This window comes from Streptomyces sp. HNM0575, assembly GCF_012726265.1.
In the GTDB taxonomy this organism is placed as follows: domain Bacteria; phylum Actinomycetota; class Actinomycetes; order Streptomycetales; family Streptomycetaceae; genus Streptomyces.
On record NZ_JAASAG010000009.1, the window covers coordinates 89,942 to 104,634 of the forward strand.

Annotated in this window: 12 protein-coding genes and 1 pseudogene; 1 reads left to right on the forward strand and 12 read right to left on the reverse strand. The window is 71.3% G+C overall.

From position 1 onward, the window contains the following. Window positions 1-87 precede the first annotated feature (87 nt). Window positions 88-927 carry a siderophore-interacting protein gene (locus HCC61_RS21345; protein ID WP_169137702.1) on the forward strand — a complete coding sequence of 280 codons (840 nt, stop codon included), beginning with the start codon at window positions 88-90 and terminating at the stop codon, window positions 925-927. A 127-nt stretch (window positions 928-1,054) separates the two neighbouring features. Here HCC61_RS21345 and HCC61_RS21350 read toward each other — a convergent pair whose 3' ends face one another. The 12 genes and pseudogenes from HCC61_RS21350 to HCC61_RS21405 all read right to left on the reverse strand — a co-directional run bounded on the left by HCC61_RS21350 (window position 1,055) and on the right by HCC61_RS21405 (window position 14,620). Beyond that, a complete protein-coding gene (locus tag HCC61_RS21350) occupies window positions 1,055-2,272 on the reverse strand; it encodes a phosphatidylinositol-specific phospholipase C1-like protein (RefSeq protein WP_169137704.1) in 1,218 nt (405 codons plus the stop codon). 194 nt (window positions 2,273-2,466) lie between these two features. Continuing rightward, window positions 2,467-5,280 (reverse strand): DEAD/DEAH box helicase, encoded by a 2,814-nt coding sequence (locus HCC61_RS21355; protein ID WP_169137706.1) that lies wholly within the window; start codon window positions 5,278-5,280, stop codon window positions 2,467-2,469. Between the two features lie 110 nt (window positions 5,281-5,390). Then, a complete protein-coding gene (locus tag HCC61_RS21360; protein WP_169137708.1) occupies window positions 5,391-6,284 on the reverse strand; it encodes a diacylglycerol kinase in 894 nt (297 codons plus the stop codon). Between the two features lie 17 nt (window positions 6,285-6,301). After that, complete coding sequence (gene tatC / locus HCC61_RS21365; RefSeq protein WP_169137710.1) at window positions 6,302-7,282, reverse strand: twin-arginine translocase subunit TatC; 981 nt, start codon at window positions 7,280-7,282, stop codon at window positions 6,302-6,304. 95 nt (window positions 7,283-7,377) lie between these two features. Then, on the reverse strand, window positions 7,378-7,662 hold the full coding sequence (tatA, locus tag HCC61_RS21370; RefSeq protein WP_169137712.1) for a Sec-independent protein translocase subunit TatA: 285 nt from the start codon (window positions 7,660-7,662) through the stop codon (window positions 7,378-7,380). Window positions 7,663-8,057: 395 nt separating this feature from the next. Further along, window positions 8,058-8,243: pseudogene (locus HCC61_RS21375) on the reverse strand (hypothetical protein); the annotation flags it as partial. 43 nt (window positions 8,244-8,286) lie between these two features. Further along, window positions 8,287-9,249, reverse strand: coding sequence for a WYL domain-containing protein (locus HCC61_RS21380; protein WP_169137714.1), 963 nt, complete (start codon window positions 9,247-9,249; stop codon window positions 8,287-8,289). 14 nt (window positions 9,250-9,263) lie between these two features. Continuing rightward, window positions 9,264-10,238, reverse strand: coding sequence for a WYL domain-containing protein (locus HCC61_RS21385; RefSeq protein ID WP_169137716.1), 975 nt, complete (start codon window positions 10,236-10,238; stop codon window positions 9,264-9,266). A gap of 148 nt (window positions 10,239-10,386) precedes the next feature. Continuing rightward, on the reverse strand, window positions 10,387-10,761 hold the full coding sequence (locus HCC61_RS21390) for an FKBP-type peptidyl-prolyl cis-trans isomerase (protein ID WP_055488325.1): 375 nt from the start codon (window positions 10,759-10,761) through the stop codon (window positions 10,387-10,389). Window positions 10,762-10,817: 56 nt separating this feature from the next. Next, window positions 10,818-11,720: an FKBP-type peptidyl-prolyl cis-trans isomerase gene (locus HCC61_RS21395; protein ID WP_346777312.1), complete on the reverse strand. Its 903-nt coding sequence runs from the start codon at window positions 11,718-11,720 to the stop codon at window positions 10,818-10,820. A 137-nt stretch (window positions 11,721-11,857) separates the two neighbouring features. After that, the gene (pafA, locus tag HCC61_RS21400; protein ID WP_169137720.1) at window positions 11,858-13,219 is read right to left on the reverse strand and encodes a Pup--protein ligase; all 1,362 of its coding nucleotides are present in this window, start codon (window positions 13,217-13,219) and stop codon (window positions 11,858-11,860) included. Between the two features lie 9 nt (window positions 13,220-13,228). Next, window positions 13,229-14,620, reverse strand: a complete 1,392-nt coding sequence (locus HCC61_RS21405) for an MFS transporter (RefSeq protein ID WP_169137722.1) — start codon at window positions 14,618-14,620, stop codon at window positions 13,229-13,231. Window positions 14,621-14,693 lie beyond the last annotated feature (73 nt).

The following is a 14,693-nucleotide window of genomic DNA, read 5'->3' on the forward strand; positions in this document are numbered from 1 at the left end:
TAACTTGCCGGGGCCGGCGAGGCCGCCGGCCCCACGGCTCCCCCATGAGCCCCTCTCCGCCCCGCTTCCGCGCCCCTGGAGTTTCACGTGGCAGACCGCACGGCCCGCAAGAACCAGGTCCACCACGCCCGCGTGGTCCGCACCGAGCAGCTCACGCCCCACATGGTGCGCGTCGTGCTCTCGGGTCCCGGCCTCGACGGGTTCGAGGCGGGCCAGTACACGGATCACTATGTGAAGCTGCTCTTCCCGGTCCCGGGCGTGGAGTATCCGGAGCCCATGGACATGGCGCGCGTCCGCGCGGACTTCCCGCGCGACCAGTGGCCGGTCACCCGTACGTACACGGTCCGCTCCTGGGCGCCCTCGGCACGCGAGCTGACCCTCGACTTCGTCGTGCACGGCGACGAGGGCCTGGCCGGTCCGTGGGCGCGCGACGCACGGCCCGGCGACGAGATCCGCTTCCTCGGCCCCGGGGGCGCGTACGGCCCGGACCCCGCCGCCGACTGGCACCTCCTCGCCGGTGACGAGAGCGCCCTGCCGGCCATCGCCGCGGCGCTCGAAGCCATGCCCGCGGACGCCGATGTGCGGGCCCTCATCGAGGTCGAGGGCCCGCAGGAGGAGCAGAAGCTGAGCGTGCCGGACACCGCGACCGTGGTGTGGCTGCACCGCGGCACGGCCCGTGTCGGGACGAAGCTGGTGGAGGCGGTGCGGGCCCTCGACTTCCCGGCGGGCACGGTGCAGGCCTTCGTGCACGGCGAGGCCGGCTTCGTGAAGGAGCTCCGCCGCCACCTGCGTCTCGAACGGGGCCTGGAGCGCGACCAGTTGTCCATCTCCGGCTACTGGCGACTGGGACACGACGAGGACGGCTGGCAGGCGTCGAAGAAAGAGTGGAACGCCCAGGTGGAGGCGGAGCAGGAGTCCGCGACGTAGGGCCCGGCGTAGGGCCGTCCCTGACCGCGGACGCGCGCACTGACCGGCCGGCCGCGGGCCCGGACGCGGAACCGGGCGCCCCTGCCAGGGGGGCGGGCACGGGCCCCGAGCCGCCGCCGGTCCCCGTTCAGCGCTCCAGCCGCCCGCGCGGGCAGCCCGGCCCCGGCGCCGTGACCGGATTGCACCTCACCGGGCCGCTGCCGTGCGGGAGTTCGGCCACGTAGTCCGAGCCGTAGCGTGCGGCGAGACCGGGTACGGGGAAGTCCGTCGAGATCATCTGCGCGCCCGAGGCCAGCGCGTCGCGCAGCATGCCCGTGTCGCCGCCGGCGGCCTGGTCGAGCGGTTCGTCGGAGCGGGTGCGTACGAAGTAGCCCTTCTTCACCAGCTCCTGGATGACGGCCCTGTTGGGCCCCGTCGGATCGTTGACCTTCATGTACGCCGCGTCGGGACGGCCGGGCTCGGAATCGGTGAACAGCACCCTGCCCTGGAGGCTCTCCCGGCCGCCGGCGCGGTAGGCGTCCTGTAGCCGCTGGTCGTCGTTGTCCATCAGGAACATGACCTTGCCGCGCGCGGCGGACAGACGCGGCCAGCCGTGCGCGAGCACCGACTCCTCCAGGGTCTCGCCGGGGCGGCGGATGTCGTCGGCGGTGAGCGTCGCCTCGTCCGGGAAGACACTGCGGATCTCCGCGTCCAGCGCATCCAGCATCTTCGTGTCCCAGGGCGGGCTCTTCGCGCCGCCGCGGGCCTCCATCTCCGGGTCGGTCTGCTTGAGTTCGAGCAGTACGGGGACCGGCACATGGGCGGGGTGGCGCTCGGACCACCGCTTCACCTGGCTCAGACAGCCCTTGAGCGTGACGCAGCTGCTGCGGTAGTCGAAGTCGGCCCAGTGCAGCACCTTGAAGCCCGGCTCGCGCAGCCGGGGATCGGTCAGGGGAGGCAGTCCGGCGTCCTTGCGGATCAGCGGGTCGGCGTAGAGGCCGCCGTCGGGGTCGGGGAGGACGTCGAGCTCGATGCCGCGGGCCTGCTGGCGTTCGAACTGCACGGGCAGCGACGCATGGCTGTAGAGCAGCGTACGGAAGCCCGGATCGTGCCGTGCCATCAACTGCTGCTCCGCGAACGGGGCTTCACGGTGATAGCTGTTGTGGGTGGCCATCGCCTGGATCTGGGTGACGCGCAGGCCGTCCGCCGACGCCGGAGCGCGGGCCTCGCCGGGCGGCGGAGCGGGAGCCGCGGACGAGAGCGTCAGCGCCGCGGCGAGCGCTGCCGCGGCGGCGGCCCAGCGCCGGGCGCGGGCTGCGCGCGCCGGCGGGAAGACGGGGCCGGATCCGGCGGTGGTTCCGGACACGGCTCCGGACGTGGTTCCGGACGTGGTGCGCACAGCGACCTCCCGCGGGGCACGAGAACATCAGGCGCGTTGTACATGCCCGCGCGGCGCACGGCACCAACCCGTACGCCCGCCGAGCCGTCCTCCGCGCCAACTCCCGCCCGTTGCCCGGCAGTCGGCTTGCCCGGCAGTCGGCGGCACCGCGCCGCGGCCGCTCAGCCCACGCTCGTGTACTCCACGACACCGCGGCGCATCGACTCGACCGCCCTGCGCGCGTTCTTCGCCACGTCACCGCCGGCCGGGGCGGCGACGGAGATCTGCCCCAGCACGTCGATGCACTGCTTGCACCAGCGCACGAAATCCCCGGCGGGCATGTCGGCGTCGCGCAGCACGGAGTCCAGGCCGTGCCCCTCGGCCCAGCGGTACGCGGCCCACGCGAAGCCGAGGTCGGGCTCGCGCTGGCCGACGCCCTCGGTCTGGCTGATGCGGTGCTCCTCCTCGAGGCCGTCCAGACGGCCCCAGATGCGCACCATCTCCTCCAGGGCGTCGCGCGCCCCGCCGCCGGGAAGCTTGGGCGGCAGCGCGTCGTCGGCCGCACGCGACTCGTACACCAACGCCGAGACGCAGGCGGCCAGTTCGGAGGGCGGCAGACCGTCCCAGACGCCGTAGCGCAGGCATTCGCTCGCCAGCAGATCCAGCTCTCCGTAGAGCCGCGCCAGCCGCCGCCCGTTCTCCGTCACCTCGTCGCCGCGGAGATAGTCCAGCTCCGTCAGCACCGCCGAGACCCGGTCGAAGGTGCGGGCGATGGTGTTGGTGCGGCCCTCGATCTTGCGCTCCAGCTGACGCGTGTCCCGCTTGAGCCGGTGGTAGCGCTCCGCCCAGCGCGCGTGGTTCTCCCGCTCGTCGCAGCCGTGGCAGGGGTGGCGGCGGATCTCCGCGCGCAGCCTGGCGATCTCCTCGTCGTCCGCCGCGCCCGACCGCTGCTTGCGGTGCCGCGGCGGTGCGTGGTGCCCGGCCTTCGTACGCAGCGCCGACGCCAGATCGCGTCGCGACGCGGGGCTGCGCGCGTTGAACGACCTCGGGATGCGCATCCGCTCCAGCGCCTCGACCGGCACGGGGAAGTCGATGGAGCCCAGCCGCTTCACCTGCCGCTGAGCCGTCAGCACGAGCGGACGCGGGCCCTCCTGCGCTTGCCAGCCGCGCTGATGTGACGGGCCGCGCCCGCCACCGCCGCCCGTGCCCGGGTCGAGCACCAGCGCCAGCCCCGCGAACTTGCCCGTCGGTACGTGGATGACGTCGCCCGGCTTCAGCTTCTCCAGCGCCGCCGCGGCCTGCGCCCTGCGCTGGAGGGCGCCCTGCTTGGCCAGCTCCGTCTCACGGTCCTTCAGCCTGCGGCGCAGCCGCGAGTACTCCTCGAAGTCCCCGAGGTGGCAGGTCATGGACTCCCGATAGCCCTCCAGGCCCTCCTCGTTGTGCTGCACCTGCCGGGAGATGCCGACCACGGAACGGTCGGCCTGGAACTGCGCGAAGGACGTCTCGAGCAGCTCGCGCGAGGTGTGCCGCCCGAACTGCCCGACCAGGTTGACGGCCATGTTGTACGAGGGCTTGAAGGACGAACGCAGCGGATACGTACGCGTACCGGCCAGGCCCGCGAGGGCGCCCGGGTCCATGCCGCGCTGCCACAGCACGACCGCGTGCCCCTCGATGTCGATGCCGCGGCGGCCCGCACGCCCCGTCAGCTGCGTGAACTCACCGGGGGTGATGTCCGCGTGCTGCTCGCCGTTCCACTTGACCAGCTTCTCCAGGACCACCGAGCGGGCCGGCATGTTGATGCCGAGCGCGAGCGTCTCCGTGGCGAAGACGGCCTTGACCAGGCCCCGTACGAACAGCTCCTCGACGACCTCCTTGAAGGTCGGCAGCATGCCCGCGTGGTGCGCGGCGATGCCCCGCTCCAGACCCTCCAGCCACTCGAAGTAGCCCAGCACGTGCAGATCGGAGTCCGGGATGTCGGCGGTGCGCTCCTCGACGATGTCGCGGACCCGCGCGCGGGCGGCGCTGTCGTTCAGCCGCAGCCCCGCGTACAGGCACTGCTGCACCGCGGCCTCGCATCCGGCGCGGCTGAAGATGAAGGTGATCGCGGGCAGCAGCCCCTCGGAGTCCAGGCGGTCGATGACCTCGGGGCGGCCCGGCGTCCATACGCGGGAGCGCCGGCGCCGCTCGCGCTCGCGGTCGGCCTCCCTGCGCGGGCTGCCGCGGCGGCGGTCGCGCGGCCCGGTCAGCCGGGTGTTCTCCATGCGGGCCATGCGCACCAGGTCCGGATTGACCTCGCGCTTGTCGCCCTTCTCCTCGAACAGGTCGTACATCCGGCGCCCGGCCAGCACGTGCTGCCACAGCGGCACGGGACGGTGCTCCGAGACGATCACCTCGGTGTCGCCGCGGACGGTGTCCAGCCAGTCGCCGAACTCCTCGGCGTTGGAGACGGTCGCCGAGAGCGAGACCAGCGTGACCGACTCGGGAAGGTGGATGATCACCTCTTCCCATACGGCGCCGCGGAAGCGGTCGGAGAGATAGTGCACCTCGTCCATGACCACGTGTCCGAGGCCGTCGAGCGCCTGCGAGCCCGCATACAGCATGTTCCGCAGGACCTCGGTGGTCATGACGATGACCGGGGCGTCGGCGTTGACGCTGTTGTCCCCCGTCAGCAGGCCCACGCGGTCCGCGCCGTGCCGCTTGGCCAGGTCGTTGAACTTCTGGTTGGACAGGGCCTTGATCGGGGTGGTGTAGAAGCACTTGCGGCCCTGCGTGAGGGCGAGATGGACGGCGAACTCGCCGACGATCGTCTTGCCGGAGCCGGTCGGCGCCGCGACCAGCACTCCCTTCCCGGCTTCGAGGGCTTTGCACGCCTCGATCTGGAACTCGTCGAGATCGAAGTCGTACAGGTCACGGAACGGGGCGAGAGCGGTGGCCTGCTCTGCGGCGCGCAGCCGCGCCTGTGCGTATCGCTCTGCGGGGGACAGATCCTCGGTCATCGTGACTACGAGCCTACCGGCCACCTCCGACAGCGACGCACGATCATCGTCCGGTCACGGATCACGGGGTCCCGCCGTGGCGATGCCGCAAGGCAGGCGGGCGCGGGGGGTCACGGGGCGACGAGCAGCCGCACCGCCCGCGGCACGACCCGCGCCGTCAGCGGCAGCGGCCCCGCCGGCTCCCCGTCCGCGTATCCCGTGACGTCCGGCGCCTCCAGGCGCACGCTCCGCGCCCGGTAAGTCGTGACGACCGGATGGGACAGATGGGTGCCCTTGTATACGCGGGGGAAGACCCGCAGCAGCGTGGCGCGGCTGCACTCCCCCACGACCGTCACGTCGAGGAGCCCGTCGTCCAGCTCGGCGCCGTGACAGATGCGCATGCCGCCGCCGTACGAGGGCCCGTTGCCGACGGCCACCAGCGTGGCCTCGGTCTCCAGCGGCTCCCCGTCGTCGAGCGTGATGCGGTACGGGATGGTCTTGAAGGCGGCCAGCTCGGCGAGGATCGCCAGGTCGTACTTGGCCTTGCCGGAGGGCCAGCGCATCCGGTTGCCGCGGTCGTTGACGCGTGAGTCGAAGCCCGAGGCGAGCACCGACCCGAACCAGCGGTCCCCGATTCTGCCGAGGTCGATGTGCCGCTCGTGCCCCGCCTTGAGCGCCTCGGCGACGACCCGCCCGGCCTCGGCGGGGTGCCGCACCGGCAGGCCCGTGGCCCGGGCGAAATCGTTTCCGGTGCCCACGGCCACGACGCCGAGCGGGGTCTCCGTACCGGCGACGGCCTGCAACGCGAGGGAGGCCATGCCGTCGCCGCCGACGGCGATCAGCGCTCCGGTGCCGGCCTGCACGGCCTCGCGTGCGCGCACGAGCGCGTCGTCCGCGTCGTTGCCGACGACGGTGCGTACGGCGAAGCCGGCTCCGCGCAGGGCGTCAGCCGCGGGCTGCGCGGCGCCGGCCCCACGGCCGCGGCCCGCCGTGGGATTGACGAAAAGAGTGATCTCGCTGGTCACGCGCGGACCATACCCGGTCAGGTCGCGTCGTCGTAACCGTCGCGTCCCTGCCGGCCGTTGCCGTTCTCACCCGGGCCGCCGCCGGACTCGCCCTCCGGGAGCGATCGGGGCGCGGGGACGCTCTCACCCTGGTCGAGGGCGTCGGGGGCGTCGATCTCCGTCGCCTCGTCGTCGTCCAGGTCCGCGTACGGATCGCTCCGGCTGCGGCGCCGGTCGTTCAGGAGGCAGATGCCCACGGCGCCGAAGAACAGCAGCACGATGGGCGCCGCCAGAGCCGACATCGTCAGCGGGTCGCCCGTCGGCGTGGCCACCGCGGAGAAGATCGTGATGCACAGCACCATCACCCGCCACCAGCTCAGCAGCCGGCGTCCGCTGAGGATGCCGGTGAGGTTCAACATCACCAGCAGCAGCGGAAGTTCGAAGGCGAGACCGAAGACGATCACGAGCCGCGTGACGATGTCGATGAAGTCGTCCAGCGGGATCAGGTTCCCGGTGCCGTCCGGGGTGAAGTCGAGGAGCGCCGCGGCCGCCTGGGGCAGGATCAGGTACGCGAGGTAGGCGCCGCCGAGGAAGAGCGGGACCCCGGCGCCGACGAAGGCGCGCGCGTACTTCTTCTCGTGCTTGTGCAGACCGGGGGCGAGGAAGGCCCACAGCTGGTGGAGCCAGATCGGGGAGGCAGCGACCACGCCGGCCATCAGCGCGACCTTGAGCATGATCGTGAAGGGGGCGATCAGACCGTTGATGGTGATCTCGGCGCAGGTCTCGCCGTCCTTCGCGGCCCGCCCGAAGCCCTGCGTGCAGCCGACGGATTCGCGCACGGGGTCCGTGAGGAAGTCGGCGATCTGCTTGTAGTAGATCATCGCCACGACGGTGACGACGAGGATCGCCAGCACCGCCTTCAGCAGCCGGTTGCGCAGCTCCCGCAAATGGTCCGCGAGGGGCATCCGCCCCTCGGGGTCCTTCTCCCTTTTGCCCTCTTTACGGGCTGACTTGAGCAACCCAGGTCCTCGTTGTCTGAAGTGTCGGAAATGCCGGTCGTGCCATACGTGCCGCCGTCGCCGTGCCGGCGCCGTACGGCGGGGTCACACGACGGTCAGGACTGGTTCTGCTGCTGCTGGCTGCTCGGCTCGGAGACGGGCCGGGAGCTGGCGACGTCGCCGGGCGCGGCCTGGATGGTCTTGTGCGCCTGCTGCGAGTCGGCGGTCCCGGCGTCGGAGTCGTCGCCGCCGTCCTTCTTCATCTGCTTGGCCTCGCTCTTGAGGATGCGGGCAGACTTGCCCAGTGAACGGGCCATGTCCGGAAGCTTCTTGGCGCCGAACAGCAGCAGGATGACCAGGACGATCAGAACGATCTCCAGGGGCTTCAGGTTGCCGATCATGTGCCACTACCTTCTCGCCGGGGCCGGCGTATGTCCTTGCCTGCCGTGTGGAATCGGACGGGCTGCGTCAAGCGAGTGCTCCAGCGATCGTAACCCTGGGCCGTGAACAGCGGGCAATGCCCGCACTGACCCGAAGTAGCGCTCGCCCCCCGCTGCCGCAACGCGGCACTGCGCAGCTTACCGCTCAAAGGTACGGGCCAGGCAGGGCACCCGTGCACCTCCGTCGCGGCGTCCGCTCAGTGCCGCTTCGGGCCGGTGCCGTTCGCCCCGGCCTGCCGCGCACCGCCGGACACGTCGGCCCGTGCCTCACCCTGCGGATCGCTTCGCAGGTCAGCGCGCTGATCACGTAGGTCGTCCGGTTTGCCGCCCGCACCCTCGTGCGCCTCACGCGCGGCTCCGGCCCGGCCCGCCAGCGGCACCGCGGCCCGTTCCAGATCCTCTGCGGCACGGGTGATGCGCTCCGAGCTGTCGCCGACGGCCCGGGTGAACCGGCGCACTTCCAGCCCGACCCGGACGGCCAGCACGCCGAGCACGGCGATTCCGCAGAAGGCGAGCGCGAGAAAGAACATGGGCCAGAGCATGAGCCGAGCCTAGTGGGAGCGGGGCGGGGGGCGGACGCCCTCCCTACTCCCCGTACGCCGCCAGCGCCGTGCGCGCCGCCTCGCGTGCGCTGTCGGCGAGTTCGCGGGGCGCCACGATCCTGCCGTCGCGGCCCAGCCGCAGGGCCAGGCGCCGCAGCGAGGCCGGATCGGGAGTGCGCAGGGTCACACGCAGGCCCCCGTCGGGCAGTTCCTCCGCGCTGTCGTACGGGTAGTACTCGGCGACCCAGCGGCCACCGGGACCCACCTCGACCACGACCTCCGGATCGTCGGCGGACGGCTGCACCAGCCCCTCGCTCAGATCGCGCAGCTCCACGGCCGGCGGATCCGCGGGCTCCTCCAGCAGCCGGATGGCCGCGACCCGGTCCAGCCGGAAGGTACGGCGGGCCTCGGAGAGCCGGCACCAGCCCTCCAGATAGGTGTGCCCCACCGCGAAGAGGCGGATCGGATCGACCTCGCGCTCGGTCAACTCGTCGCGCGCAGGGGAGTAGTAGCGCAGCCACAGCCTGCGCTGCTCGGCGATGGCACGGTCCATGTCGGCGAAGACGCCGCCCTCCGACTCGAAGGTGACCGACAGCCGCGAGCTGGCGCCCGCGCTCTCGCCGGCGGCCTCCTCCAGCTTCGCGGTGGCACGGCGCAGCGCGTCCCGGTCGCTCTCGCGGAGCCCCGGCAGGGTCGCCACGGCGCGTGCGGCGACGAGCAGTGCGGTGGCCTCGTCGGAGGCCAGGCGCAGCGGCTGGGCGGTGTCGCTGCCGAGGGCGTCGGCGTTCCGCCACCAGATCCGCTCGCCGTCGGTGTCGATCTCCAGCAGATCGCCGCCGCGGAAGCTGGTGCCGCACATCGGCAGCACGTCCAGGTCGGAGATCAGCTCGTCGGAGGTGATGCCGAAGGCGCGGGCCACGTCGTCGATGCGGGCACCGGGACGGTCGCGCAGATACGTGACCAGCGACAGCATCCTTCGGGTCTGGTCGATGGCGTTCGGTGCCACGTCTGTGCTCCCCCTCAGCCCTTGGCGACGGCGCGCAGCCGGTCCACCACTTCGGCCCGCAGTTCGGCCGGCTCCAGCACGACCACGTCCGGCCCGAACTCCACCAGCCAGGCGTCCAGCCCGTGGCCGTACGGGATCTCCAACTCCTCCCAGCCGCCGGGCAGTTCACGTACCTCGGTGGCCCGGGCCCGCAGCGGGTAGCCCGCACCCGCGCGCAGCCGGATGCGCGCGCTGCGGGACGCGCTCTCCCCCGCCCAGCGCTCCACGGTCTCCCGTACGGTCACCTGGTCCGGCACCACGGCGGTGAACGCCGACGAGCGTGAGCGCACCGGCCCCGTGATCCGTGAGATGCGGAAGACCCGCTCGGCCTGCCGGTCGCGGTCGTACCCCGCGAGATACCAGTGGCCGCGCCAGCACTCCAGCGTCCAGGGCTCGACCTGGCGGCGCTCCGGACGGGCGGCGTTGGACTTGCGGTAGTCGAAGACGACGGGGCGCCGGTCCCTGCACGCGAGCATCAGCGGCTCGAACGCCGCCTCACGGGCGGGGATATGGGGCTCCAGCGTGCTGTGCGGCACCGAGGGCACGGCCGCGTCGCCCTGCTCGCCGTGGTGCGGCATGCCGCCGGCGGCGTGCAGCTTCTGGAGGGCGCCGCTCGCCGCCCCGGCGAGGCGTGCCTGCTGCCAGACGCGGGCGGCGAGGCCGAGGGCAGTGGCCTCCTCGGCGTCGAGAGCGATGGGCGGGAGGCGGTTGCTGTCGCGCTGCGCCCGGTAGCCGGTATCGCCGTCCAGGCTCTCCACGGTGTCGATGACGAGGCCGAGTTCGCGCAGATCGTCCTTGTCGCGCTCGAACATCCTGTTGAAGGCCTCGTCGCTGCCGGCCTCCAGATATGCCTCGATCGAGGTACGCAGCTCGCGCTTCGTCAGCGGGCGCCGGGTCCCGAGCAGGCACAGCGCCAGATTCATCAGCCGCTCGGCCTTGGCAATCGCCATGGGCTCCCTCGTGCTCCCGTACTTCTCGTACTTCTCTGTGCTCTTCTCGGCAATTGACCGTACCGCTCGGGGCGTTCCCCGCAAAAGCAAGACCGGGGGCCCCGCCCTCGGGCGGGACCCCCGGTCGAAACCGCGCAGCGGCCCGGACTCAGACGGAGACCAGGTCGCAGACGAAGATCAGGGTCTCGTTCGGCTTGATACGGCCGCCGCCCGCGCCCTGCTCCCCGTACGCGAGATGGGCGGGAATGGTCAGCCGGCGGCGCCCGCCGACCTTCATGCCCTGCACACCGCGGTCCCAGCCGGGGATGACCTGGCCGGCGCCGAGCTGGAACTGAAGCGGCTTGCCCCGGTTCCAGCTGGCGTCGAACTCCTCGCCGCTGGAGAAGGAGACGCCCACGTAGTGGACGGAGACGTTGTCGCCGGCCTTGGCCTCGGGCCCGTCGCCCTCCCAGAGATCCACGATCTCCAGATCGGCAGGCGGCGCGCCCTCGGGAAAGTCGACCTCGGGCTTGTCGATGCTCACGAAATGGCTCCTAGCAACGAATCATTCGGACAACCGCGCCAGTCTGTCACGCGGGGTCATTTGACGCTCAGCACGTCCACGGAGAAGACCACGCCCGAGGAGAACTGCTTGCGCTGCTGCTTCGGGAACTCGTCCTTCGGGACGGAGATCACCACGCGGCTGCCCGCCTTCTTCCCCTTCAGCGCCTCGGACCAGCCGGGGATCTTGGAGACGGGGATCTCCTGCGGGCCGCCCTGCGCCCAGGTGTCGTCGAGCTGCCTGCCGCCCTTCCAGAGCTTCGCCGAGAACTGGGTCAGGATGGTGCTCTTATCGGTGACCTTCTTGCCGTCGCCCTTGACGATCGTCTCGTCGAGCAGCTTGTCCGGCGCCTTGTCCTTGCCCTTCGGCATCGTGATCTTGGGCGCCTTGTCCGCCTCGACCTCAGTGCTCACCTTCGGCAGGTCCGGGTTGTGGTCGAGCTTGGCCGGCTTGCCGTCGATCTTGTTCGGCATGATCTTCTCGAGGTCGACGACGAAGACCAGCGTGGAGTTCTTCGGGATCGTGGGGGGCTGGCCCTGCTTGCCGTAACCCTTCGCCGGGGGCACCACCATCTCGACGCGGCTGCCGAGCTTCTTGCCGACGAGGGCTTCGTCCCAGCCCTTGATGACCTTGCCCGTGCCGATCTGGAAAGTGGCGGGCTGGCCGCGCTTCCAGCTGCTGTCGAACTCCTTGCCGTTCCACAGCTGGCCGTGGTAGTTCGCGTTGAGCGAGTCGCCCTTCTTGACCTTCTGCCCCTTGCCCTCCTTCAGGACCTTCACCTTCAGGCCCTTCGGAGGCTTGCCCTTGCCCTTGGCCACCTTGGGCTTCTTGTCCGTGGCGCCGGTGACCTTCGGGGGCTGCCCGTTCTCGTCCTCGCCGCCGCAGCCGGCGACGGAGGCGACCAGCGCTGATACGGCGAGAGCCGCGACGATGCGGCGCACGAAGGGCTTCCTGGGGCGGGGGGTCGTTCCCCCGGGGGTCTTCAGCATTGTGTCCAACTCGCGGTGTAGGGATGTCCGGACGGTCGGGGGCAACCCTACGGCCCCGTCCGGACATCCCGTCCCCCCTGTCGCACCTCTTACATACCTGCGATGAGCTTCTCCACCCGCTCGTCGACCGACCGGAAGGGGTCCTTGCACAGCACGGTGCGCTGCGCCTGGTCGTTGAGCTTGAGATGGACCCAGTCGACGGTGAAGTCCCTGCGCTGCTCCTGAGCCCGCCTGATGAAGTCGCCGCGCAGCCGCGCACGAGTCGTCTGCGGCGGCACCGACTTGCCCTCGAAGATCTTCAGGTCGTTGCAGATGCGGGCGGCCTGGCCGTTGCGCTCCAGCAGGTAGTAGAGGCCACGGCGACGGTGGATGTCGTGGTAGGCGAGATCTATCTGCGCGATGCGGGGGTGCGACATCGTGATGTTGTTCTTGTTCCGGTAGCGCTCGATCAGCTGGTACTTCATGACCCAGTCGATCTCCGTGTTGATCTTGTCGAGCTCCTGGGTGCGGATGGCGTCCAGCGAGCGGCCCCACAGCTCCAGTACGCGCTCCACGCGGCCCGTGCGGATGCCCCTGCGGTCGCAGAAGTCCAGCGCCTTCTCGTAGTACTCCTGCTGCACCTCCAGCGCCGACGCCTCACGGCCGCTCGCCAGGCGCACCTTGCGCTGCCCCGTGATGTCGTGGCTGACCTCGCGGATGGCCCGGATCGGGTTCTCCAGGGTCAGGTCGCGCATCACCGTGCCCGCCTCGATCATGCGCAGCACGAGGTCGGTGGCGCCGACCTTGAGCAGCATGGTCGTCTCGGACATGTTGGAGTCGCCGACGATCACGTGGAGACGGCGGTAGCGCTCCGCGTCCGCGTGCGGCTCGTCGCGGGTGTTGATGATCGGGCGGGAGCGCGTCGTCGCGGAGCTGACGCCCTCCCAGATGTGCTCGGCGCGCTGGCTGACGCAGTAGACGGCGCCGCGCGGCGTCTGGAGCACCTTCCCCGCGCCGCATACGAGCTGCCGCGTGACGAGAAAGGGGATGAGCACGTCCGCGAGCCGGGAGAACTCCCCGTGCCGCGCGACGAGATAGTTCTCGTGGCAGCCGTAGGAGTTGCCCGCGGAGTCGGTGTTGTTCTTGAAGAGAAAGACGTCGCCTGCGATTCCTTCCTCGTGCAGGCGCCGTTCGGCATCGACGAGGAGACCCTCGAGGATGCGCTCGCCGGACTTGTCGTGGGTGACCAGCTCGGTCACGTTGTCGCACTCGGGAGTCGCGTACTCGGGGTGTGAGCCCACATCCAGGTAGAGGCGGGCGCCGTTGCGCAGAAACACGTTGCTGCTGCGGCCCCATGACACGACACGGCGGAAGAGATACCGCGCCACTTCGTCGGGGGACAGACGGCGCTGACCCCGGAACGTACACGTGACGCCGTACTCGTTCTCAAGCCCGAAGATTCGGCGGTCCATGACTGAACATTACGCCTGAGGGCCTGTTCTGAAACCGGGTTGGGGGGCACCGTTGCGATCATTTTCCGCCTCGGTGACCGGCGCCGACGCGTGGCCGGGAGCCGCTGCGGCGCCTGCCGCGAGCGCTGCGCCGGGGCTCCCGTCCGGGCTCGCCGCGGACCCCGCCGCCCGGTCGGGAGAGGGGCCTGACGCAGTTCCCGCGGCGGCGCTGCGGGAGCCCGCCGGTGGCGCCGCCGAGAGGGCACGGGCCGTCAGCAGCAGTACGAGGAAGGCCGCGAGCCCTCCCCCGCCGACGACCGCGAACCCCGCCGAGGCGCCGCCCGCCTCGATCACGGGACCCACCACGCCCGTACCGGCGGCCGCACCGACGCCGAACGTCGTGACCAGCCAGGAGAAGGCCTCCGTGACGGTCCCGGAAGGCGCGTGCCGGTCGACCACCACGAACGCGCACGCGAGCGCCGGAGCGAGGAACACACCCGCGACACCCGCAAGGACCGTCATCGCGACGACCCCGGGCACGAGAGCCAGCGGCATATAGCCCGCGGCAAGGGCGAGAACCAGCCACACCAGGCGGCGTTCGGGAGCGCCCGGCCAGCGCCGCGCCCCGTAGACGAGGCCGCCGGCGAGCGCGCCGAAGCCCAGCGCGGAGAGCAGATAGCTGGAGATGAGCGCCTCGCCGTGATCGTCCGCGTAACTGACGGACGCGACGGCGACGGCGCCCAGCGCGAGACCGACGAAGAAGAAGGTGCCCAGCAGCGCCAGCAGCCCCGGCGAGCGGAGAGCACCCAGCCAGTGGGGCTCGCGCGGAGCGGAGCGCCAGGCACGCGAGGGCGGCGATACGACGACGGACAGGGCACCCAGCACGCCGAGCGCGTTGATGAGCAGCAGCGCCGCGGCCTCGTTCCACATCGCCACGAACACCGTCACCAGCAGCGGCCCGACGGCGAACATCACCTCCTGCGCGACGGCGTCGAGCGCGTACGCCCTGTGCACCTTCTCGGGCCCGCGCAGCACGCTGGGCCACAGCGCGCGCAGTCCGCCTTCGAGCGGTGGCGTGCAGACCCCGGCGACGAGCACGCCGACGGCGGCGGCCCAGACCGGATCCGTGCCGGCGAGCGTGAGCAGCAGCATCCCCAGCGCCGAGAGCACTGCCGCGGGAAGCATCACGCGCGGCTGTCCGTGGAGGTCGACGAGGCGTCCCAGCAGCGGCTGGCCGAGGGCGGTCGCGAGCCCGTACACGGCGGAGAGGACGCCCGCGAGCGTGTAACTCCCGCCTTCCGCGCGGGTGAAGAGCACGATCGCAAGCGGGCCCGTGGCGTTGGGCAGCCTTCCCGTCAGCGTGCCCGCGAGCAGCCGCATCGCGTGGCGGGCCCGCAGCAGCTCGGCATAGCCCGTCGCCATGGCTTCCGTCTCCCTTCCGAGGCTCAGCAGGCCACGCTGTCACGTTGTACGTATAACGGCCGCCGTCATACGT

Coding starts and splice junctions, on each gene's coding strand:
- HCC61_RS21355 (WP_169137706.1), bottom strand. CDS start 5,280: ATGACCGAGGATCTGTCCCCCGCAGAGCGATACGCACAGGCGCGGCTG.
- tatA (WP_169137712.1), bottom strand. CDS start 7,662: ATGATCGGCAACCTGAAGCCCCTGGAGATCGTTCTGATCGTCCTGGTC.
- HCC61_RS21385 (WP_169137716.1), bottom strand. CDS start 10,238: ATGGCGATTGCCAAGGCCGAGCGGCTGATGAATCTGGCGCTGTGCCTG.
- pafA (WP_169137720.1), bottom strand. CDS start 13,219: ATGGACCGCCGAATCTTCGGGCTTGAGAACGAGTACGGCGTCACGTGT.
- HCC61_RS21405 (WP_169137722.1), bottom strand. CDS start 14,620: ATGGCGACGGGCTATGCCGAGCTGCTGCGGGCCCGCCACGCGATGCGG.